The 20,445-nt window shown below is 44.5% G+C and carries 19 protein-coding genes and 1 pseudogene; 11 read left to right on the top strand and 9 right to left on the bottom strand.

What is annotated here, in order from left to right; genetic code table 11:
• The first annotated feature begins 213 nt into the window (after positions 1-213).
• The gene (locus tag AACQ79_RS16960; RefSeq protein WP_017047959.1) at positions 214-369 is read left to right on the top strand and encodes a hypothetical protein; all 156 of its coding nucleotides are present in this window, start codon (positions 214-216) and stop codon (positions 367-369) included.
• A gap of 54 nt (positions 370-423) precedes the next feature.
• Here AACQ79_RS16960 and AACQ79_RS16965 read toward each other — a convergent pair.
• The 4 genes and pseudogenes from AACQ79_RS16965 to nadK form a co-directional block, all read right to left on the bottom strand.
• Positions 424-525 (bottom strand): annotated as a pseudogene (locus AACQ79_RS16965) (Rid family hydrolase); the annotation flags it as partial.
• A 53-nt stretch (positions 526-578) separates the two neighbouring features.
• Complete coding sequence (locus tag AACQ79_RS16970) at positions 579-1,793, bottom strand: aromatic amino acid transporter (protein ID WP_094166384.1); 1,215 nt, start codon at positions 1,791-1,793, stop codon at positions 579-581.
• 116 nt (positions 1,794-1,909) lie between these two features.
• On the bottom strand, positions 1,910-3,328 hold the full coding sequence (gene tnaA / locus AACQ79_RS16975) for a tryptophanase (protein WP_017043367.1): 1,419 nt from the start codon (positions 3,326-3,328) through the stop codon (positions 1,910-1,912).
• A gap of 634 nt (positions 3,329-3,962) precedes the next feature.
• The gene (nadK, locus tag AACQ79_RS16980) at positions 3,963-4,847 is read right to left on the bottom strand and encodes an NAD(+) kinase (protein WP_013857433.1); all 885 of its coding nucleotides are present in this window, start codon (positions 4,845-4,847) and stop codon (positions 3,963-3,965) included.
• A gap of 142 nt (positions 4,848-4,989) precedes the next feature.
• On the opposite strand from nadK, the gene grpE reads away from it, so the two are divergent.
• The 3 genes from grpE to dnaJ all read left to right on the top strand — a co-directional run bounded on the left by grpE (position 4,990) and on the right by dnaJ (position 9,270).
• The gene (gene grpE, locus AACQ79_RS16985; protein ID WP_038148829.1) at positions 4,990-5,589 is read left to right on the top strand and encodes a nucleotide exchange factor GrpE; all 600 of its coding nucleotides are present in this window, start codon (positions 4,990-4,992) and stop codon (positions 5,587-5,589) included.
• Positions 5,590-5,933: 344 nt separating this feature from the next.
• Positions 5,934-7,841, top strand: coding sequence for a molecular chaperone DnaK (gene dnaK, locus AACQ79_RS16990; RefSeq protein ID WP_013857431.1), 1,908 nt, complete (start codon positions 5,934-5,936; stop codon positions 7,839-7,841).
• A gap of 286 nt (positions 7,842-8,127) precedes the next feature.
• Positions 8,128-9,270, top strand: coding sequence for a molecular chaperone DnaJ (gene dnaJ / locus AACQ79_RS16995; RefSeq protein WP_026027474.1), 1,143 nt, complete (start codon positions 8,128-8,130; stop codon positions 9,268-9,270).
• 109 nt (positions 9,271-9,379) lie between these two features.
• On the opposite strand, the gene AACQ79_RS17000 is transcribed toward dnaJ, so the two are convergent.
• Complete coding sequence (locus AACQ79_RS17000; protein WP_026028109.1) at positions 9,380-9,811, bottom strand: type IV pilin protein; 432 nt, start codon at positions 9,809-9,811, stop codon at positions 9,380-9,382.
• Positions 9,812-9,913: 102 nt separating this feature from the next.
• Here AACQ79_RS17000 and AACQ79_RS17005 point away from each other — a divergent pair, with 102 nt between their 5' ends.
• The 5 genes from AACQ79_RS17005 (at position 9,914) to AACQ79_RS17025 (ending at position 14,577) form a co-directional block, all read left to right on the top strand.
• Complete coding sequence (locus AACQ79_RS17005) at positions 9,914-10,414, top strand: GspH/FimT family pseudopilin (RefSeq protein ID WP_170899434.1); 501 nt, start codon at positions 9,914-9,916, stop codon at positions 10,412-10,414.
• On the top strand, positions 10,392-11,060 hold the full coding sequence (locus tag AACQ79_RS17010; protein ID WP_170899435.1) for a PilW family protein: 669 nt from the start codon (positions 10,392-10,394) through the stop codon (positions 11,058-11,060). The genes AACQ79_RS17005 and AACQ79_RS17010 overlap by 23 nt, the downstream gene beginning before the upstream one ends.
• Positions 11,051-12,358 carry a hypothetical protein gene (locus AACQ79_RS17015; protein WP_081265464.1) on the top strand — a complete coding sequence of 436 codons (1,308 nt, stop codon included), beginning with the start codon at positions 11,051-11,053 and terminating at the stop codon, positions 12,356-12,358. The genes AACQ79_RS17010 and AACQ79_RS17015 overlap by 10 nt, the downstream gene beginning before the upstream one ends.
• A complete protein-coding gene (locus AACQ79_RS17020) occupies positions 12,348-12,761 on the top strand; it encodes a type IV pilus modification PilV family protein (RefSeq protein WP_013857425.1) in 414 nt (137 codons plus the stop codon). Before AACQ79_RS17015 ends, AACQ79_RS17020 begins: the two co-directional genes overlap by 11 nt.
• 256 nt (positions 12,762-13,017) lie before the next feature.
• Positions 13,018-14,577, top strand: a complete 1,560-nt coding sequence (locus AACQ79_RS17025; protein ID WP_170899436.1) for an AbgT family transporter — start codon at positions 13,018-13,020, stop codon at positions 14,575-14,577.
• A gap of 63 nt (positions 14,578-14,640) precedes the next feature.
• Here the strand turns inward: AACQ79_RS17025 and fghA are convergent, their stop codons facing one another.
• Positions 14,641-15,483 (bottom strand): S-formylglutathione hydrolase, encoded by an 843-nt coding sequence (fghA, locus tag AACQ79_RS17030; RefSeq protein ID WP_170899437.1) that lies wholly within the window; start codon positions 15,481-15,483, stop codon positions 14,641-14,643.
• Positions 15,484-15,534: 51 nt separating this feature from the next.
• On the bottom strand, positions 15,535-16,668 hold the full coding sequence (locus AACQ79_RS17035) for an S-(hydroxymethyl)glutathione dehydrogenase/class III alcohol dehydrogenase (RefSeq protein WP_017045590.1): 1,134 nt from the start codon (positions 16,666-16,668) through the stop codon (positions 15,535-15,537).
• A gap of 126 nt (positions 16,669-16,794) precedes the next feature.
• Here AACQ79_RS17035 and AACQ79_RS17040 point away from each other — a divergent pair, with 126 nt between their 5' ends.
• Both AACQ79_RS17040 and tadA read left to right on the top strand, forming a co-directional pair.
• The gene (locus tag AACQ79_RS17040) at positions 16,795-17,682 is read left to right on the top strand and encodes a LysR family transcriptional regulator (RefSeq protein WP_019281152.1); all 888 of its coding nucleotides are present in this window, start codon (positions 16,795-16,797) and stop codon (positions 17,680-17,682) included.
• A 20-nt stretch (positions 17,683-17,702) separates the two neighbouring features.
• Positions 17,703-18,218, top strand: a complete 516-nt coding sequence (gene tadA, locus AACQ79_RS17045) for a tRNA adenosine(34) deaminase TadA (protein WP_170888572.1) — start codon at positions 17,703-17,705, stop codon at positions 18,216-18,218.
• 37 nt (positions 18,219-18,255) lie between these two features.
• On the opposite strand, the gene AACQ79_RS17050 is transcribed toward tadA, so the two are convergent.
• Together AACQ79_RS17050 and mltF are read right to left on the bottom strand one after the other, a co-directional pair.
• Positions 18,256-18,390, bottom strand: coding sequence for a hypothetical protein (locus AACQ79_RS17050; RefSeq protein ID WP_254917022.1), 135 nt, complete (start codon positions 18,388-18,390; stop codon positions 18,256-18,258).
• Between the two features lie 209 nt (positions 18,391-18,599).
• Complete coding sequence (gene mltF / locus AACQ79_RS17055) at positions 18,600-20,138, bottom strand: membrane-bound lytic murein transglycosylase MltF (RefSeq protein ID WP_013857418.1); 1,539 nt, start codon at positions 20,136-20,138, stop codon at positions 18,600-18,602.
• Between the last annotated feature and the right edge of the window lie 307 nt (positions 20,139-20,445).

Here is a 20,445-nt window from a genome sequence, read left to right on the forward strand (position 1 = left end):
AAACTATGAGTATTGGAAACTGCTCTGAGTTTAGTGCATGCGACAGGAAGTGATTTATGTTGCTTGATAGCTCTGGCTTTCTAGTGAATTTTACTTCATTCGATGGGGTTAATTAGTTTTGAATTGATCATTAAATGTTCATTAAATAGTTTGACGAGGTTCACAAAAAAGATAGAATACGCAACCTGTATACAATGTAACAAGGTGTAGTAAATGATGAACTCAGCACTTCTTTCGCTATTAGAAAAGAAAAGCACCTCTGAAAAAGGTAAATCCCAATCGACATTGGCTGATAAACTATCGAGTGTCATGGTGTTTGGCGCGACAATCGCCGTAGTTGGTTTGCTAGGGTTAATCTACATTGCATAAATTCACATAAAAAAGACGCTTGATGCGTCTTTTTTATCATCTAGAGAATAGCGCTTACTTGGTCGCTATCACTTCAATTTCCACTTTCGCATCCATAGGCAGGCGAGCAACTTCCACGCATGAGCGCGCTGGAAAAGAGGCTTGGTGGCTTTCAAAGACCATCGTAATTCTCGTCATTAGTGGGTTGCCATTGGTGTAGTGAAACTGACTTAACCGCTGAATGTCGGTAATAGGTTCATCATTGACATAAAGTGGAATACTGCGGTTGCGATACCAAATAAGATCAGCATGCCGATCATTGCGTTGCCACCCGGTGCCATAAATCCTTCTTGACCACCTTCTAAAGTGCGTGATTTACGAGCCAATAACGCTGGAATTAAGCAAGCCCAGATTGTTGCAGCAGCACCCGCATAGCCAATCGCCAGAATAAAGCCGAAAGGGAACAATAAAGAAAGGGTGAGTGGTGGAATAAATGTCACTAGCCACGTTTTAGTGCGACCTTGTTTGTTGTCTTCAAATTTAAACAGGTCTGCCAGAAAATCAAAAACACCTAAGCCTACTCCAATGAACGAAGAAAGAATGGCTGCCATTGAGAAGGTGTTGATTGCGTGCGATACCTTGTCTGAATCAATCACAGAGCCTAACGCTGCTAACAGAACTTCAACGTTACCACCTTGGGCAATCACTGGGCCGAAATTGCTACGTGGTAGGTTACCGTAAATACTGACCATCCACAGGAAGTACAGACATAGTGCGATAACGGTACCGCCCAAAATGGCGTATTTTGCGCGATGCTCACATCCATAGTAAGAACGCATACTGGCCACTGAGTGATGATAACCAAATGAAGTTAAGGCCACAGGTAACATTGCCATAGCGTATGGGGCATAATTGGATTCTTCGTTAATGCGGTCGAAAAGTACGCTAGTATCTATGTTAACGGCTAAACCAGAAACACCCAATACGAAGCTCAGTACCATAAAGGCAATAAGAACAATAGAGATCCTGTCGACTGCTCGAGTAGAGTGCCAAACGAAAAGAGAGAAAACAGCAACAAACAGGACTGATGTGATTTTGTTATTGATGCCTAAAACACCTTCCAGAATTAAACCTGAAGATGTGATGTAAGCATAAAGTAAGATACCGCCGACAAAATAAACTGCTAAATTATTAATTCGGTTGACGTTATCGCCAAGGATGTCTTTGGTCACAGTGTTGAAAGACACTTTAAGATCGTAACGCTTGAATGCTTCCAATAGCATCCAACCCGAGAGTGTCATCATGATCATGGTGAAGGTAATTGTGATAAGAGACCAAGTCGTCCAAGCGCCTGCTCCCGCACTCGGTAACCCTAACATTCCGGCTCCGACACAGACGCTTGCTATGATACAAGCTCCGCCTACTAAAGATGGATTATTGTTCATAATCGTTACTCTTGTTTAAGTTTCATGTTGAGGAAAAAGCCCGCTAAATTTATAGATTTTGTTTTGCTCGATTTAGAAGGAAATAGCGCGCCAATTAGGCGCGCTTTAGTTAGTGATTATTCAACTTCCTTTAGACGGGCTGTGAAGTGGCGTAGCACTTGTGGCTCGTAGGTAAAATCGAGTCCCTTCACGTTGTGGGCATTCTCTTTTACTTTCCCAAATGCTTCGATAACGAAGTCCATGTGCGTCTGAGTGTAAGTAGCACGAGGAATGGTTAGGCGTAACAACTCAGCAGGACAAGGGTGTTGTTTACCCGTTGCAGGATCACGGCCTAATAGTAACGAACCGATTTCCACCGCGCGAATACCTGCTACTTTGTAGAGTTCACAGGCCAAAGCATGAGCTGGGAATTGATGCGAAGGGATATGAGGTAATAGTTTGCCTGCATCAACGAATGCTGCGTGGCCGCCAGCCTGCTGACACACAACCCCAATGGCTTCTAGGCCATCAACAAGGTACTGAACCTGGCCGATACGGTACTCTAGCCAGTCTTGACGCATGCCATCGTATAGACCGACAGCAAGACGCTCCATTGCACCACCTTCAAGACCACCATAAGTAGGGAAACCTTCTTGAATCACACAAAGCGTGCGGCATTCTGTGTAAGTGTCCATCATCGATTCATCTTTGAAACACAACAGACCACCCATTTGAACCATTGCATCTTTCTTAGCAGACATGGCTAAACCATCTGCGTATTTATAGGTTTCACGAGTGATTTCTTCGATAGTCCAATTTTGATAACCCGGTTCGCGTTGCTGAATAAAGTAAGCATTCTCAGCAAAACGCGCAGAGTCCATGATAACAGGAATATCGTAGCGTTGAGCAATCTCGTATACCGCTTTTAAGTTAGCGATAGAGACAGGCTGACCACCGGCAGAGTTACAAGTAATCGTGCTGACAATGTAAGGTACGTTCGCAGGTCCTGCTTCTTCAATCGCCATTTCCAGTTTCGCGATGTCAAAGTTACCTTTGAAATCTGCATTGACAGACGTATCGAACGCATCTTCGGTATAGACGTTTTTCGCCACACAGCAGTTAACCTGAGTGTGACCTTGAGTGGTGTCGAAGAAGTAGTTAGACAGCGCCACCATTTTTGAACGATCGAGGCCTTTTTCTTGCTCACGCTTTTTAATTAGAACAGGAATATAGATTTGCTCTGCACCACGGCCTTGGTGAGTTGGGATAGTTAACTCATAACCGAAGATATCTTTCACCGCATTCGCCAGCGCATAGTAGCTGCGGCTGCCACTGTAAGCTTCGTCACCCATGAGCATTGCTGCTTGCATTCTTTGAGTAATAGAGCCTGTGCCGCTATCAGTGAGAAGGTCAATAAATACATCGTCACTATCGATAAGGAATGGGTTCATACCCGCTTTAAGGATGGCCTCTTCGCGATATTCACGTGTTGTACGTTTTACTGGTTCAACAACACGAATGCGGAAGGGTTCTGGTAAGTGTTTAAAGTTTTCCATGATAATACCTTTGAATAATTTAAATTTCGTCAGGCGATATTAGTCAACACCCTTTATATATTTAGAGTGCAAAATATCGCGCCAAATAATTAGCGATAAAATTCGATTGAAATAAATCTATTTGAGAATAACCAAGCAACAACTTTAAATTAATAAAGATGAATGCAAGTATCGAAAAACGATATAAATAGATTTAGTGTTGATGCTGATTGTTTAATGGATTCGAAAAAATGCAGAAACAACCAAGCAGGTTAGGCGTGTGCAAAAGATGGTAAAATTGAGATTTGATAGTCGTGTGTGTACCAAGCTAGGGAGCTTGACCATAACTTATCTTGAATTTTTAGATTTTTACTCATATCTAAATCCGTGGTGAGTTATAGCTGGTTGACTGATGGAACGATTCTTAACCAAGTTGATCAGTAAGTAAATTGATAGAAATAATAATTGTGATCGAAGTCCTTAATTTGAATATGGAACAAATCATGGCTCACAAATAATCAGCTATAGGATGAGTAAATTTATGATGGAAAATAAATAGAAATTTAAAAACCCATTAAATATTAAAGATTCCCGATAAAAAGACCTCAATATTATTAATCGAGGTCGACAGTCAATAGAAGGTGAAGAGGTTGGTTTAAAACAATTTACTCGACCAACCCAGTTTCTTTCTTAGCACGTGATAGTAGCTGTAATCTTTAGGATGAATGAGCTTTAGAATATTTGGGCTTTGGTAAATATGCACTTCATCACCGGGGGAAACCGGTAGGGATACTTGTCCATCGCAGCTAACTTCCTGTGTTCCGCGATTATCAGGCGAAACCAGCAGTTTTATCTGGCGGTTGCCATCCACAACTAAGGGGCGGCTTGAAAGGGTATGCGGGAACATGGGAACCAGTGTAATGGCGTTTAAACTGGGGGATAAAATCGGCCCGCCGCCAGAAAGTGAATAAGCGGTAGAGCCCGTTGGGGTAGAAACGATAAGGCCATCAGAGCGTTGAGAAAAAGCGAAGCTATTATCTATATAGACTTCAAATTCAATCATATGTGCAATTTTTCCGGGGTGTAATACGGCTTCATTAAGCGCTGCATTATGGCTTTTGACTTGCCCGTGGCGATGAATTTCTGTTTCCAGTAAGAAGCGTTGTTCTTCTAAATATTCGCCATTGAGTACTGCAAGTAGCCTTGGTTGAAAATCTTCTGGGTTGAGATCGGTCAAAAATCCTAAATTGCCACGATTCACCCCAATCACGGAAATGTCGAAGCGTGATAATACGCGTGCGGCACCGAGCATATTGCCATCGCCCCCAACCACAACCGCAAGGTCTGCTTTTTTGCCGATTTCAAGCAGGCTAGCGAAATGTTCCGCAGGTACACCTTCCAATATTTCGCTGAGACGATCATCAATAAAGACCGGATATCCCATTGAAGTTAGCCATTGGTAAAGCTCTTTATGTGTCTGAATGGCTTGTTGATCTCTTGGTTTTCCAATGATAGCGATCACTTCAAATGGTTTTTTCATAAATTTTCCAAACTAATTAGGCTTGAATCAGGATTGTTCATCCCCATAATAAGGGCAAGTCATGCCTTTGTGCGAATTTTTGTGTGCTTAACTTTTTGAACTGTGGAGGTTAAGCGCAAAATAGTTGGATTCTGGAGATATCATGAACAACGAAGAAAACAAAATCAAAGAAGAAGAACTACAGCAAGAAGTAGTGGGTCAAGAAGCTGAAGTCGTTGGTACTGACGCGGATATCGATTGGAACGAACAAGTTGAAGTCGATGAGAAAGAGTCCCAAATTGCGCAATTAGAAGCGGCGCTACTGTCGAGCGAAGCAAAAATTCAAGAGCAAAAAGACTCGGTGCTAAGAGCGAAAGCGGAAGTTGAAAATATGCGCCGCCGTTCAGAGCAAGAGATCGATAAAGCGCGTAAATATGCGTTGAGCCGTTTTGCTGAAGAGTTGTTGCCAGTGTTAGACAACCTAGAGCGCACGATTCAAGCTGCTGACGCTGAGAACGAAGTAGTGAAACCGCTGGTGGAAGGTGTGGAACTGACACACAAAACTTTCATTGGCGTAGTTGAAAAGTTTGGCTTGAAAGAGATTAATCCTGAAGGCGAAACATTCAACCCAGAACTGCACCAAGCAATGTCAATTCAAGAGAGCCCAGATCATGAACCTAACACTGTGATGTTTGTGATGCAAAAGGGCTATGAGTTGAATGGCCGAGTGATTCGCCCTGCGATGGTCATGGTATCAAAGTAAAGAGTTGCGAAATAAGCCAAATGCTTTATTGGCGTTAATTTATTCAGTGCCAAAGAGAGGTGTACGTCGCCTCTCTTTTTTATGTCGAAATCGATTAATGCTGAGATAGAAACCTTCATTAAGTGGTTTCGGGATTGAAAAAGTCGTTATTTACGCTGTTTAGTCGAAATATCATAACTTTTTTCAATTTTGCCCTTGAAAAGGTGCTGAGTGACCTTATTTATTGGGCATACGAGAAACGAACATCCTTGTTTAGTTTGTGAGTAAGGGTTGAAACCCTGTTCTCCCTCCCCCACATAGGGGGTAGCATAAAACAAAAATAGAATTTATTTGGAGATAGCCTGATGGGTAAAATCATTGGTATTGACTTAGGTACTACTAACTCTTGTGTTGCTGTTTTAGATGGCGACAAACCTCGCGTTATTGAAAACGCTGAAGGTGAACGTACAACTGCATCGGTAATTGCATATACAGATGGTGAGACGCTAGTAGGTCAGCCTGCAAAACGTCAAGCGGTAACAAACCCAACCAATACGCTATTTGCAATTAAGCGTTTGATCGGTCGTCGTTTTGAAGACGAAGAAGTTCAACGTGATATTGAAATCATGCCTTACAAAATCGTGAAGGCTGATAATGGCGATGCTTGGGTTGAAGCAAGAGGCCAAAAAATGGCCGCTCCTCAAGTTTCAGCTGAAGTTCTGAAGAAAATGAAGAAAACAGCTGAAGATTTTCTTGGTGAGCCAGTTACTGGTGCCGTTATTACGGTTCCTGCATACTTTAACGATGCACAACGTCAAGCAACGAAAGATGCAGGTCGTATTGCAGGCCTTGAAGTAAAACGTATCATCAACGAACCAACAGCGGCTGCACTTGCTTATGGTTTGGACAAACAAGGTGGCGATCGCGTTATCGCGGTATACGACCTTGGTGGTGGTACATTTGATATTTCAATCATCGAGATCGATGAAGTTGAAGGCGAGAAAACATTCGAAGTTCTAGCAACTAACGGTGACACACACCTTGGTGGTGAAGACTTTGATAACCGCATGATCAACTATCTCGTTGATGAGTTCAAAAAAGAGCAAGGCATCAACCTAAAAACTGATCCACTTGCGATGCAGCGTCTAAAAGAAGCCGCAGAAAAAGCGAAAATTGAGTTGTCATCAGCGCAACAAACAGATGTGAACTTGCCTTACATCACCGCTGATGCTGCTGGTCCTAAGCACATGAACGTGAAAGTGACACGTGCGAAACTAGAATCTCTAGTGGAAGACCTTGTTCAGCGTTCGCTTGAGCCATTAAAAGTGGCGCTGGCTGATGCAGACTTGTCTGTCGGCGACATCACTGACGTTATCCTAGTGGGTGGTCAGACTCGTATGCCTATGGTTCAGAAGAAAGTGGCTGAATTCTTTGGCAAAGAAGCGCGTAAAGATGTTAACCCAGATGAAGCGGTTGCTGTTGGTGCGGCCATTCAAGGTGGTGTGCTTGCGGGTGAAGTAAAAGACGTACTGCTACTTGACGTAACGCCTCTGTCTCTCGGTATCGAGACAATGGGTGGCGTGATGACTAAGCTGGTTGAGAAAAACACAACGATTCCAACTAAAGCGAATCAAGTATTCTCTACCGCTGAAGACAACCAAAACGCAGTAACGATCCATGTTCTACAAGGTGAGCGTAAGCAAGCCATGTACAACAAATCACTAGGTCAATTTAACCTAGAAGGTATTCAAGCTGCACCACGTGGCATGCCACAAATTGAAGTTGTGTTTGACTTGGATGCGGATGGTATCTTGCACGTGTCTGCGAAAGATAAACAAACAGGCAAAGAGCAGAAGATCACTATCCAAGCGTCTGGCGGTTTGAGCGATGCTGAAATCGAGAAAATGGTCCAAGAAGCTGAAGCAAACAAAGAAGCGGACAAAAAGTTCGAAGAGTTAGCGACAGCACGTAACCAAGCGGACCAAATGATTCACGGTACTCGTAAGCAAATTGAAGAAGCGGGTGATGCTCTTCCTGCTGACGATAAAGTGAAGATTGAAGCGGCCATTACTGAGCTTGAAGAAGCGAAGAAAGGTGAAGACAAAGAAGCGATCGACGCTAAAGTTCAAGCGCTTATGGCTGCTGCTCAAAAACTGATGGAGATCGCTCAGCAAAAAGCTCAAGCACAACAAGCGGGTGAAGGCCAACAACAGTCTGCAGAAGACGATGTCGTTGACGCTGAGTTTGAAGAAGTCAAAGAAGACAAAAAGTAATTGATTGAGTTCCCTCCTTTTAAACGGGGAGGGCTAGGGTTGGGTGGCTCGCGAGTTTAACCCACCCTAACTTCTCTAAGAGAAGAATGAAATCAACGGTATGATGCGGGCGTTTGGGGTAACTCTTACGCCCGTATGTCTGTAATTAATGAAAACTCATTGGTGTCCATCTAACTAACAGTGTCTTTTTAGTTTGAATTCACTAGAATCTAGAGCCATTAGTTAGGTCGATATAAACACCAAGCGGCAGCGTGTCGTTTGCGGTAACAAATTGGTGACGAAGAAGATGTCAAAACGTGATTTTTACGAAGTATTAGGCGTAGGCCGAGATGCCTCTGAGCGCGATATTAAAAAGGCGTACAAGCGCCTAGCAATGAAGTTTCACCCTGATAGAAACCAAGGGGATGACAGCGCTTCGGACAAGTTTAAAGAAGTAAAAGAAGCGTATGAAATTTTAACCGATTCGCAAAAGAAAGCGGCTTATGATCAGTACGGTCATGCTGCTTTTGAACAAGGCGGAATGGGCGGTGGCGGCTTTGGTGGCGGCAGTGCTGATTTTGGCGATATCTTCGGTGATGTCTTTGGTGACATTTTCGGTGGTGGTCGTCGGGGCGGTGGTCAAGCGCGTGCACAACGTGGTGCTGACTTGCGTTACAACATGGAACTGTCTTTAGAAGAGGCCGTTCGTGGTTGTTCGAAAGAGATTGAAGTGCCAACACTGGTCCATTGTGATTCTTGTGAAGGTACTGGCGCGAAGAAAGGCTCGTCTGCGCAAACGTGTGGAACCTGTCATGGTCACGGCCAAGTACAGATGCGCCAAGGATTTTTCGCTGTACAGCAAACCTGTCCGACTTGCCATGGTAAAGGTAAGATCATTAAAGACCCATGTAACGTGTGTCACGGACAGGGGCGTAAGCAAAAAACCAAAACGCTTAATGTTAAAATTCCAGCCGGTGTGGATACGGGCGATCGCATTCGTTTATCTGGCGAAGGTGAAGCGGGAGAAATGGGCGCTCCAGCGGGGGATTTGTACGTACAAGTTCACGTCAAAGAGCACCATATTTTTGAACGCGATGGCAACAACTTATACTGTGAAGTCCCTGTAAGTTTTGCTATGGCGGCACTTGGCGGTGAAGTTGAAGTTCCAACACTCGATGGTCGTGTAAACTTGAAAGTACCAGAAGAGACGCAAACAGGGCGCATGTTCCGTATGCGTGGTAAAGGTGTGAAAGGCGTACGCGGTGGGGCGATCGGTGATTTGGTTGTCAAACTCGTGGTTGAAACACCTGTGAAACTGAGCGCGCGTCAAAAAGAACTATTACGTGAATTTGAAGAAACTTGCGGTGGTGAAGCGGCAAATAAGCATAAGCCTAAATCGGAAGGTTTCTTTAATGGCGTGAAAAAGTTCTTCGATGATTTAACCAGCTAATTCACTGTTGAATTATTATCTATCCAATAAGGCCTGCAATGCAGGCCTTATTCGTTCCTGATACAGGATGACTTTATCCTCCCCTCACAAACTGAACCTTTGTGGTGTTCTATTTCCAGCATGCGCTTGGGGCTGATTCGTTGGTTGATTTCAATGTCATGACCTTATCGCTGGTTAGACATTCATCCTTGTCTTGGCCTCTGGTGCTCTGCGCCGTCGCGGTGATGGTGTAGCTACTGGTTGCGGAACTGGCGACTGAAAACTGATAGCGTTCAGCATCGCTTTCACAGATGACGCAATTTCCCCCTGAAATGATCCCACTCCAGTCATAACCCTTATCGTAGTGATGCTCCAGTTCCAGCTGAATTCTCCCCATATCGGCGAGTGCGGTGGTTCGGTGCCCTTTTAAAACGTGCTTGGTATAACTTGGATAAGCGATTGCAGACAGTACGCCAATAATCACAACCGCAATCAATAATTCGATCAATGTCATCCCGAACGACCGCCGGTTGTGGTTGTTGCATTTAGAATTTCGAATCATCACGTGGAGTTCCTTGTTGATTTACCCGCTATTTTTATTAGGTGATAGCATTCGCGCAAGGTGAATTTTGTTTCATATTTTAATTACATAGGAATTTGGGAAATGGCTCGCGGGTTTACTTTACTTGAGTTGCTTATCACGGTTTCCGTTTTGTCTATTTTACTCACGATAGCGGCTCCCAATTTCAAACAAGTCAGTGATACGCAAAAGATGCAACGTTTAGCGGGGGAGATTAATGGCTTGATGATGAGCGCCCGTTCGGAAGCAATAATGAGAAAGCAGCCGCTATGGGCGCATATTGTCATGTCGGGTTCGGTTAATAGCCAAGGTGAATGGCAAATCGTGCTGACTAATTCAGGAACCTATCCCGGGGGGCAAGTGATTTCATCGCTATCGGGGCAACCTTATCGCAATATTGAATTGGGGGTGAATTACCCGTCAAATCAGATCCATTTTGAAGCCATTAATGGCCGAGCTGTAAATGGGAGCCTTGATTTTTCAACACACCAAGGTGCACTCAAATTCACGACCTATAGACCTTCAGGACGAATGCGCCTATGTGGTAATGGAGGAGACTATTTTGGTTTTAAGCAGTGCAGCTAACATACCGAGAGCAAAAAAGCATGCCTATAAAGTTCATATCGCTGAAACCAAGCAGATGGGGGCAACGTTAATTGAGTTCATGGTAGCATCCATGCTTGGCTTGATTGCGATAGCCATTATCGGCTCTGTATTCATCACTGGGCAGAAGGTAGCGACCGAAAGAGGCAAGGAGCTACTACTACTGCAACAAGTGACGGGCGCGCTGCAATACCTCAAACAAGATATTCAACGTGCAGGTTATGATGGCGGTCATGGTAACTCACTCACGTTATTGGATAGCGATGATATCGTTTTTGTTTCGGCCGACCAATCAACGCTTGCGTATGCCTACCTTGATGATACGGGGGCAACGAAACAGATCAGAAATGTTGGGTTTGTCATGACTTCTGGCGCGTTAGGTGTCTGTGACAGGCCGACGTCTGTGATTTCAGGGGCCAAAACCGTTTCCCAAGCGACGGCTGGTTGCTCTGCTATTTTTGATACTAACCAGATTAATGTGACTCATTTTCAAGCCCAGCGAGCATCATTAGCGGCGAATGGTGTGAGCTCAGCCTACATGACGATCTCTATGGCAGCAGAGTTGGTGGGGGATAGCCGTGTATCAACATCATTTGGAGTGGCAATAAAACAAAGGAATTGGCAGTAATGAAGCAAGCTCAGCAAGGCGCTGTAACGTTATTGATCACCACGCTTTTGTTGGTGCTCGCTTTAGTGGTGGCATTAGGCTCCTACCGTTCGCTCTTTTTTCAGATCAAACGAGCACAAAATGAGGTGCAAGCGAGGCAACAGCATTGGCGAGCAGAAGGGGGGCTTGAGTGTGGTTATAGCCATATTATGAACAATAAAAATAGTTCAATTCCAAATAACCTCAATACCTTGTGTGTCGATTTAGAGTTAACGTACCTCTCTGCAGACCCTACTAACGCCAGTACACTTATGTCCCAGTATCAAATGACGACGTTGAAAAAGAACATTCTGTTTCAACGTGGGAGAAGTCCAGGAGCCATTCGTTCTACTTCAGACTTAATAGTGTTTGGCTCTACACTTATTTCTCCACCAGATCCCGGGCCCAAAAATAGTGATGGGAAATATGAATGCGCGGCTATCGCCGTTGCTAAATATGTTATTGCTACGGCGGGAGTAACAAATAATGGTGTTGGGAGTGCTATTCAAAAACCAAGTGCTGTTTTTGACAATAGTGCCGATTGCGCGCCGACGCATAAAACGAACAGTAGTTCACAAAGCGGTATTTGGAAAAATAGTAGCGGTCTTTATGAAGCAGTCGATGTCAAAAATGATATTTACCGAGATGAAACGCTAAACCCATTTAAAGATCTCTTTGGTTACGAACGGGGAGAATGGGAAAAAGCACGCGACGATACTGAATTTAAGTTCTTGAGTTACACAATGACCAGTGGTGATGTTGATTGTGTTTCGAAATTTAAAGGTGCTTTGGTTCTTGGTCAGCCCAATCAAGTATGGATTGATGGCAGTTGTCAACTGAACCAAGCATCGATTGATACAATGTCAACCATACAAAATGCTCATCCTGGGACTTACCTTTTTTTGCTGGTGCATAATGGCGTGTTAGGGATTCGAGGGAGTGGCAGCATTCAAGGGGTGCTCTTTCATTTTAACAGTGGATTTGCCGCTGATACGGCAAATTGGAATGGATTTGATACTGAACTCATCGCGGATCTCAATGCTAATTTTGATGCACCGATAAAAACATTGTACGGCAGCGCTACCACCTTGACGCCAAAGCACGCTACCTACTTACAGTCGGGATCTTTTCAATTTACCGGAGGAATGGCCTTTGATACCCAAGGTCAGATAGCACTATTTTATAACTCGCTACGTTTGCAATATAACAGTGATATTGAAAACAGCTTTTCCTTTTCGGTTCCACCTAGATGGCAAAAAGGTTCATGGAATGATCTCTAAACAGCAAGGATTTAGCCTAATAGAAGTGATGATATCGTTTGTTCTAATTGGTGTTGGGGCACTGGGTTTGGTCAAATTACAAGTGTTGGTTGAGCAAAAGGCGGATTTTGCCGTTCATAGTATCGAAGCACTACATTTGGCCGAACAAAAGTTGGAATGGTTTCGTAGCCGTGGCGCTTCTGCCGCGATTTCTACTCTCACGCCAGCGAATTTTGATAGTGATATTGTCAACGGACAAGATAACTCACATCCCTTTTATACACTCAGTTGGTCAGTACCAACGGTCTCTTTATCGGGCTCACTGAAAACCATTTATATTGAGTCCTATTGGCATGATCGTCAGGGAAATAAGCAGTCGGTTGAGCTGAAAACCATGATTTCGCAGTTCAGTGAGTTTGATTAGCGTCTCGATGCTTATACAAAAATGAAATATTTGATTTTGCAAATTGGTTACTGATTTGTAGGAAAAAAGAGCATAAGAATGTGTTTGGATTGTTGTGGTGGAATGCTATTTTTGCAAAATATGTCCCCGTTTTTGTAAAAAACTGTAGAAGCTTGTGCTTTGGTTGAGGCTTTTTTATAGAATAACCGACGATTAATAGGTCGGCTAAATAAATTGATATAGGCCTACAGCAGCAACATCACATATGGAGTTACGAATGAGTAACCAAGTCGTAAAACAAGCACCATTTCCGAAGCCGAGCGGTATGGATCGCTTTTTAAATTTTATTGAACGTGCAGGAAATAAAATTCCTGACCCTGCGATTTTGTTTTTCTGGGCACTGATTATTGTTTGGGTTTCATCGGCACTGTTATCGAATGTGACATTTGATTTGACCAACCCTCGAACGGGTGAAGCACTGCAAGTTAATAACCTACTGACAGGTAAAGCGCTCGCGAGTTTTCTAGCCAATATGGTGACCACATTCACCAGCTTTGCGCCGCTAGGTATCGTGCTGGTTGCCATGCTCGGTGTGGGAGTGGCTGATTCTTCAGGGTTTATCACTACAGGCCTTAAGAAAATGCTAAATTTCACGCCAGCGAAACTACTAACACCGATGCTGATTTTGGTGGCGATAGTGTCGCATACGGCTGCTGATGCTGGTTATGTATTGGTTATTCCTCTGGGTGGGATTATTTTCCATGCGGCAGGGCGTCATCCACTGGCCGGTATTGCAGCCGCATTTGCTGGTGTTTCTGGTGGCTTTTCAGCGAACTTTATCCCTTCTGGTATTGATCCTTTGCTCGCTGGTTTTACACAAACCGCCGCACAAATTTTGGATCCTCAATACATAGTGAATCCGCTGGCGAACATTTTCTTCACGGGTTTATCTTCGGTGATCATCGTCGCGATTGGTTGGTATGTGACTGAGAAAATTATTGAACCTCGTCTAGCGAATATGCCTGTCGATGAAGATGCGGAAATAGCGCCTGATCTAGGAACATTCAGCGCAACGGAATCGAGAGCATTTCGTTTTGCTGGCTGGGCAATGGTGGTAGGTATTGCATTACTAGTAGCGGCTTTGATCCCAGAAAGCTCAGCACTGCGTTCGCCTGATGGTGAGCTAACGGCCTTTTCTGCGCCAGTGATGAAGTCGATCGTTCCTTTGATTTTTATCTTGTTTATTATTCCGGGAATTGTGTATGGCCGAGTGGCTGGCACCTTTAAAAACAGTAATGACGTGATAAAAGCGATGTCTGGCACCATGGCTACGATGGGCGCATACATAGTGATGTCGTTCTTCTGTGCTCAGTTCTTATCAGCGTTTGGTCAGTCTAATATTGGTACTATGTTGGCATTGTATGGCGCCGAAGGCCTAAAAGCGATGGACTTACCCGGCCAAGCAACGATTGTGGGGATGATTTTACTTACGGCTAGCGTTAATTTGCTGGTGGGTTCGGCCTCGGCAAAATGGGCATTGATTGGTCCAATTCTGGTACCTATGCTGATGGCGGTAGGGATTTCTCCCGAGCTATCGCAAGCGGCTTACCGCGTGGGCGATTCGGTTTCTAACATTATCTCTCCACTGATGGTCTTCTTCCCATTAGTCGTGGTGTATTGCCAACGTTATGTAAAATCGACGGGCATTGGCACCTTGGCTTCAATGATGATGCCTTTCTCCATTGCGATGCTGATTGGTTGGACGCTGTTCCTGCTCGCTTACTGGGCTTTTGGTATTCCGCTAGGGGTGCAAGCGCCTTACACATACAGCTTGTAGCGTTAACATTATTTATCGAGTCTGAATTTAAAGCCCGCGAGTGTATCGCGGGCTTTTTCAATCTTATTTGTGCAGATGCTGTGCGTGAAATGCTAAGTGATCATCAATGAAACTTTGAATGAAAAAATAACTGTGATCATAACCTTTATGCATTCTTAACGAGAGTGGGCTATTGCTCGCTTGTGCAGCGGCGAGTAAGCGTTCAGGTTTAAGCTGTTCGTGTAAAAATGGGTCTTCCTCTCCTTGGTCAACCAAAATGGGTAAGGATGATGAGTGAGTGGTGAGCAATTCAACCGCATCGTATTGTTTCCAATCTTGCTGGTTATTACCAAGGTAGTGGCGAAATGCTTTTTTCCCCCAAGGGCAGTGTATTGGGTTGCTTATCGGGCTAAAGGCTGAAATCGAGCGATAGCGTTGAGGGTTTTTCAATCCGATGGTTAACGCACCATGGCCACCCATACTGTGTCCTGCAATCGCTCGCTGTTGGTTTACGGGAAAATGTTGCTCTATTAAGGCTGGAAGTTCTTGCACAATGTAGCTGTACATTTGGTAGTGCTTATCCCAAGGCGCTTGAGTTGCGTTGAGGTAAAATCCTGCGCCAAGGCCAAAATCATACGCTCCTTGCGGGTCGTCAGGAACACCTTCACCTCTTGGGCTGGTATCGGCGGCAACAATCGCGATACCGAGCTTAGCCGCGCTTTGAAATGCGCCAGCTTTTTGCATGAAGTTTTCATCGCTGCATGTTAAGCCGGATAACCAATACAACACCGGAACCGATTGATAGGCCGCTTGAGGTGGAAGATAAATAGCAAAACGCATACTGCACCCTAGTACTTGTGATGAGTGCGTGTACTGTTTATGCCAGCCTTCAAATACTTTGGCTTGGCTAATGTTTTCAATGTGCATAGCAAGTTTCCCCACCCAGCCCTTTAAGAAAAAAGGGCTGGCTATTAAGGCTTATTGGTCAAAATGAATCACAGAACGAATACTTTCGCCTTTATGCATTAAATCAAAGGCTTGGTTTATATCCTCTAAACCCATGGTATGGGTAATAAACTCTTGCAAACCAAATTCGCCCGCCAGATAGCGCTCGACAATGTGTGGCAGTTCCGAGCGGCCTTTTACGCCGCCAAATGCACTACCACGCCATACTCGGCCCGTCACTAATTGGAAAGGGCGAGTTGATATTTCTTGGCCCGCGCCAGCCACACCAATAATGACCGATTCTCCCCAGCCTTTATGGCAGCATTCTAACGCTTGGCGCATTACATTGACGTTACCGATGCACTCAAAAGAAAAATCAACACCGCCATCAGTCATCTCAATAATCACTTCTTGGATTGGCTTAGTCAGAGTTTTCGGGTTCAGGCAGTCCGTTGCACCAAGCTGAGTAGCAAGCTCAAACTTACTCTCATTGATATCAATGCCAATAATACGGCTGGCACCGGCCATTCTTGCACCAATAATGGCGGAAAGCCCGATGCCGCCTAGGCCAAAGATGGCCACAGTATCACCTTGTTTAACTTTGGCCGTATTGAGCACCGCGCCCATGCCCGTTGTGACACCACAACCGAGCAAGCAGACCTCTTCTAATGGAGCCGCTTTATTGACCTTAGCCAAGGAAATTTCTGGCAACACGGTATACTCAGAAAAGGTGGAGCAACCCATATAATGGAAAATGGGTTGGCCGTCTTTATAGAAACGTGTAGTGCCATCCGGCATTAATCCTTTTCCTTGCGTTTCACGTACTGCTTGGCACAGGTTAGTTTTACCTGATTTACAGAATTTGCATTCACCACACTCTGCGGTGTACAAGGGAATGACATGATCTCCTACCTCGACGCTGGTTACCCCTTCACCAATCCTCTCAACGATACCGCCGCCTTCGTGGCCGAGGATAACCGGAAAAATCCCTTCAGGGTCTTCACCAGATAGCGTAAAGGCATCGGTATGACAAACGCCGCTCGCAATAATACGCACCAACACTTCGCCTTTTTGGGGCAACATAACGTCAACCTCCTCGACTTTTAGTGGTTGATTTGGCCCCCACGCAATCGCCGCGCGAGATTTAATGAATTGATGTGATGACATAAGATTTTCCTTTGCACATTACTTGAAGTTTCAAGTGAGTTGGGGAGAGTGACAGTATATTCCCTTCTTGAAATTTGATAATCGGTCTAAAATAAGAATCACTTTTACTTATCAGTAATAATTAAGATGGCGAGTTGGGAAGGCATTCATGAATTTGTTGCGGTGGCTGAAACTGGAAGTTTTACCGCAGCAGCGCACAAACTATCGACATCAGTGGCGAATGTCAGTCGACGTATTGCGCTATTAGAAGAGCGCTTGGCGGTAAAGTTGTTGCAACGTACCACGCGGCGAGTCTCCCTGACCGAAGCGGGTCAACTCTATTATCATCAGTGTCGGCAATTGGTTGAAGGCTTAGCGCAGGCTGATCTTGCTGTCACGCAGATGCAGCAAACGCCGTCAGGTTTACTGAAAGTGACCGCTCCGGTGACTTATGGTGAGCAGAAAGTCGCGCCTTTGCTGCATGAGTTTTTACAGTTACATCCTCAATTGGAGTTGGAACTGATACTCACTAACCAAAAATTGGATCTGATTGCGGAAGGAATTGATGTCGCCGTACGATTAGGGCAGTTAGATGATTCGAGTTTTATTGGCAAAAAGTTATCCAACCGACAACTGTTTGTCTGCGCTAGCCCTGACTATTTGGTGAAATATGGCACTCCCTATTCATTGTCAGAGTTGGTTCATCACCAATGTTTACAAGGCACTATGAACTATTGGCGATTTAAGGATCAGCAACGCTCTCGCGAAATCGGTGTTAAAGGAAAAATTAAATGCAACAGCGGTGTGGCGTTATTGAATGCCGCGTTGCAAGGGATTGGAATCGCACAATTGCCCGACTATTATGTAGAGCCGTATTTGCTCTCGGGTGAGTTGCAAGAAGTGCTACATCAGTACCGAGATGATCGTGAAGGTGTATGGGCCTTATACCCACAAAATCGCCATTTGTCCTCAAAAGTTAGGCTGCTGGTGGATTTTCTGGCAGAACGGCTATCGTCCGCTAACGGCAAAGGCTAGTGAAAGAGAAAATAGGATATATGAATACACAGTTTACCGTTCAAGATCAAAAGTTTATGCGCCGAGCCATCGCGCTTGCCAATCTTGCAGAACAAGCAGGTGAAGTGCCTGTGGGCGCTGTGCTTGTTAAAGATGGCGAAATCATTGCTGAAGGTTGGAATGCCTCTATTGGTCAACATGATGCGACAGCGCACGCTGAAATTCAGGCTTTGCGTCAAGCAGGTCAACGGTTACAAAATTATCGTTTGCTTGATACTACCTTATACGTCACTTTAGAGCCCTGTCCAATGTGCGCAGGCGCACTGCTGCATAGCCGAGTCAAAAGGATTGTCTTTGGCGCTCCAGATCTCAAAGCTGGGGCGGCCGGTACGGTGCTGAATTTATTTGAAAGCCAAGCCTCCTATCATTACGCGACGGTCGATAAAGGATTGTTAGAAGAGGAGTGTCGGGAGCAACTGCAATCTTTTTTTAGACGAAGACGCGCAGAGATACAGGCGGAAAAACAGCGGAATAAACAACAGAGTGATGGGCTTTAGCAAACATCCACTTTGAGTAGATGTTTGCCGCTGAAGGTTAAGCAGAGATTAATTGCATAAATGCACGGTTACGCCAGATAATTTTCTTTTTATTATTGGATAACATACGCTTACGACGGTTCGCTGCCACCGTTTTATTAAGGTGTTTTGATAGCTTTTTACGTTTAAGCATAAACAACCTCCTACTGCTGAGTTTTGACAATGATCCCTAATGGTTTAGGGTGCCTTATGACAATCTTAATCTGCCTTTATAGTGCAGGATTGTTACCATAATATGAAACTTAGGAAACGATCTTTTTCACGTTTTGATGTATGGGCTGCACACTTGGAAATCAAGTGTGCAATTTTTGTTCAACGTGGAAGATTTAGCTATTGTTATGCTTATTGAGCTACGGGGTCGAGATACTGATTATCCTGCGCCTCATCGGCCGATTCCATCGCTTCTAACGCGGCCTCCTCCTCCTCAATACTGATCACAACCAAATCATCAGTACCTGAACTATTGTCTATCTGCTTTTGTTGATCAACATGGCCAATAATACTTTGATAATAGCGACGAATATTTTCAACGTAGGCCTTGGCTTCGTCACCTCGCGCGTAGCCATATCGAGTCTGGCTGAAGTATTTCTTTTGTCTCAGTTGAGGGAGGCGTTCTTTGACTTCAGTCCATGAATCAGGGTTCGCACCTTGTTGCTTGGTTAAGCGTCTTGCATCCATCATATGCCCATAGCCGACGTTATAGGAAGCGAGAGCAAACCAAATTTTCTCATGTTCTGGGATGGAGTCTGGTATACGCTGTACCATCCGACGCAGGTATTCGACACCACCACGAATCGATTGTTCCGGATCGAGTCGATTGGCGACACCAACACTTCTTGCCGTAGGGAGAGTCAACATCATCATACCGCGGACCCCGGTGGGGGATTTAGCTAATGGATTCCAGTGAGACTCTTGATAAGCTAAGGCGGCAATCAATCGCCAATCAAACTCGTCAGAATATTGTTGGAAAAGAGGGGCCCATTTTGGTAAGCGGACATCGAGTGCTCTAATAAAGGCGCGCGTATCGACATAATCAAACGTGCCCACGTGACCAATATATTTCTCTTCCAAGGCCGCTAATTGACCAGATTGTTTAAGGTTGCCAAAAAACTCAATCATCAAGGCGTATAAGCTTTCATCTTCAGAACGACGCATATACCAAGCGATAGGCTGATCTTCAGTTAATTCAAAGGCGACGGCTAAGTCAGGGTAGATTCGCTGCGACAGCGAGACTTCGACCGAATCAGCCATGGTAAATAGCAGTTCGCCATTCGAAACCTGTTTTAAAAGGTCGTTAACGTCGGCGTTATTATTCACATTGTACTGAAACTCTGGGTAGATCTGTTTAATGTCGCTGAGTGTATTCTCAAAGTGGGATTCATTCACGATAGAAAAAACGCTGTCACCTTCATGACCAGCAATCAGTTCCGGTTGTTTTTCCAGTAATTGTTTTAAATTTCTTGGACGCCAGTTGCCTTTCTTATAGACGACTTGTTGGCTGACATAGTAATAAGCGGGCCCTGTTCTGTACTCATTCAAGCGTTGATTCGATTGACTTAACCCCGCTGCAACAACGTCGATTTCCCCATTTTTCAGTGCAGGAAAGAGACTAGACAACCGATAAGCGGGTTTCATCTCTAGTTTAACCCCAAGCTGATTGGCAAATTCGCGTGCTAGTTCGTAGTCCAGCCCTGCAGGGCCATCTGGGCCAATGTAGTAGGAGAGTTGATTGTTCAACGTACCCACTCGCAATACGCCACGTTCACGAATATGGTCAAGCTCGCTTTTAGGATCTGAATCGATTTGGCAACCGACAACAAAAAGAGTGAGTAGGAAAATGGACAATGAGCGATGAAGCTGAATCAGATAATACTTTGGCATTTATGAGCGATCTCTTACATCAATTACTGCCTTTATATCAAAGGCGGCCATATTGGCAAAGTTTCAGATCAAAAACGGATGAAAAAGTGTCGGTGACCACGCTAATGTGGCTGTATTTCAAATTTGACAAAAAAAATGACGCAAACGGTTGCTTTTGGTGTTACGTCACAAAAAGAATTCCTTTATAATGCGTTCGAAATCACGAGGTGAAATTGGTATGTATTCAGTTTTCTTTTATTAACTTATTGTATTTTAATGATTTTGAATTCATTCCAATTACACCTCAACCCACTGTATAAGAGACCTA

The sequence above is a fragment of the Vibrio sp. 3-2(1) genome (assembly GCF_963887575.1).
In the GTDB taxonomy this organism is placed as follows: Bacteria; Pseudomonadota; Gammaproteobacteria; order Enterobacterales; family Vibrionaceae; genus Vibrio; species Vibrio anguillarum.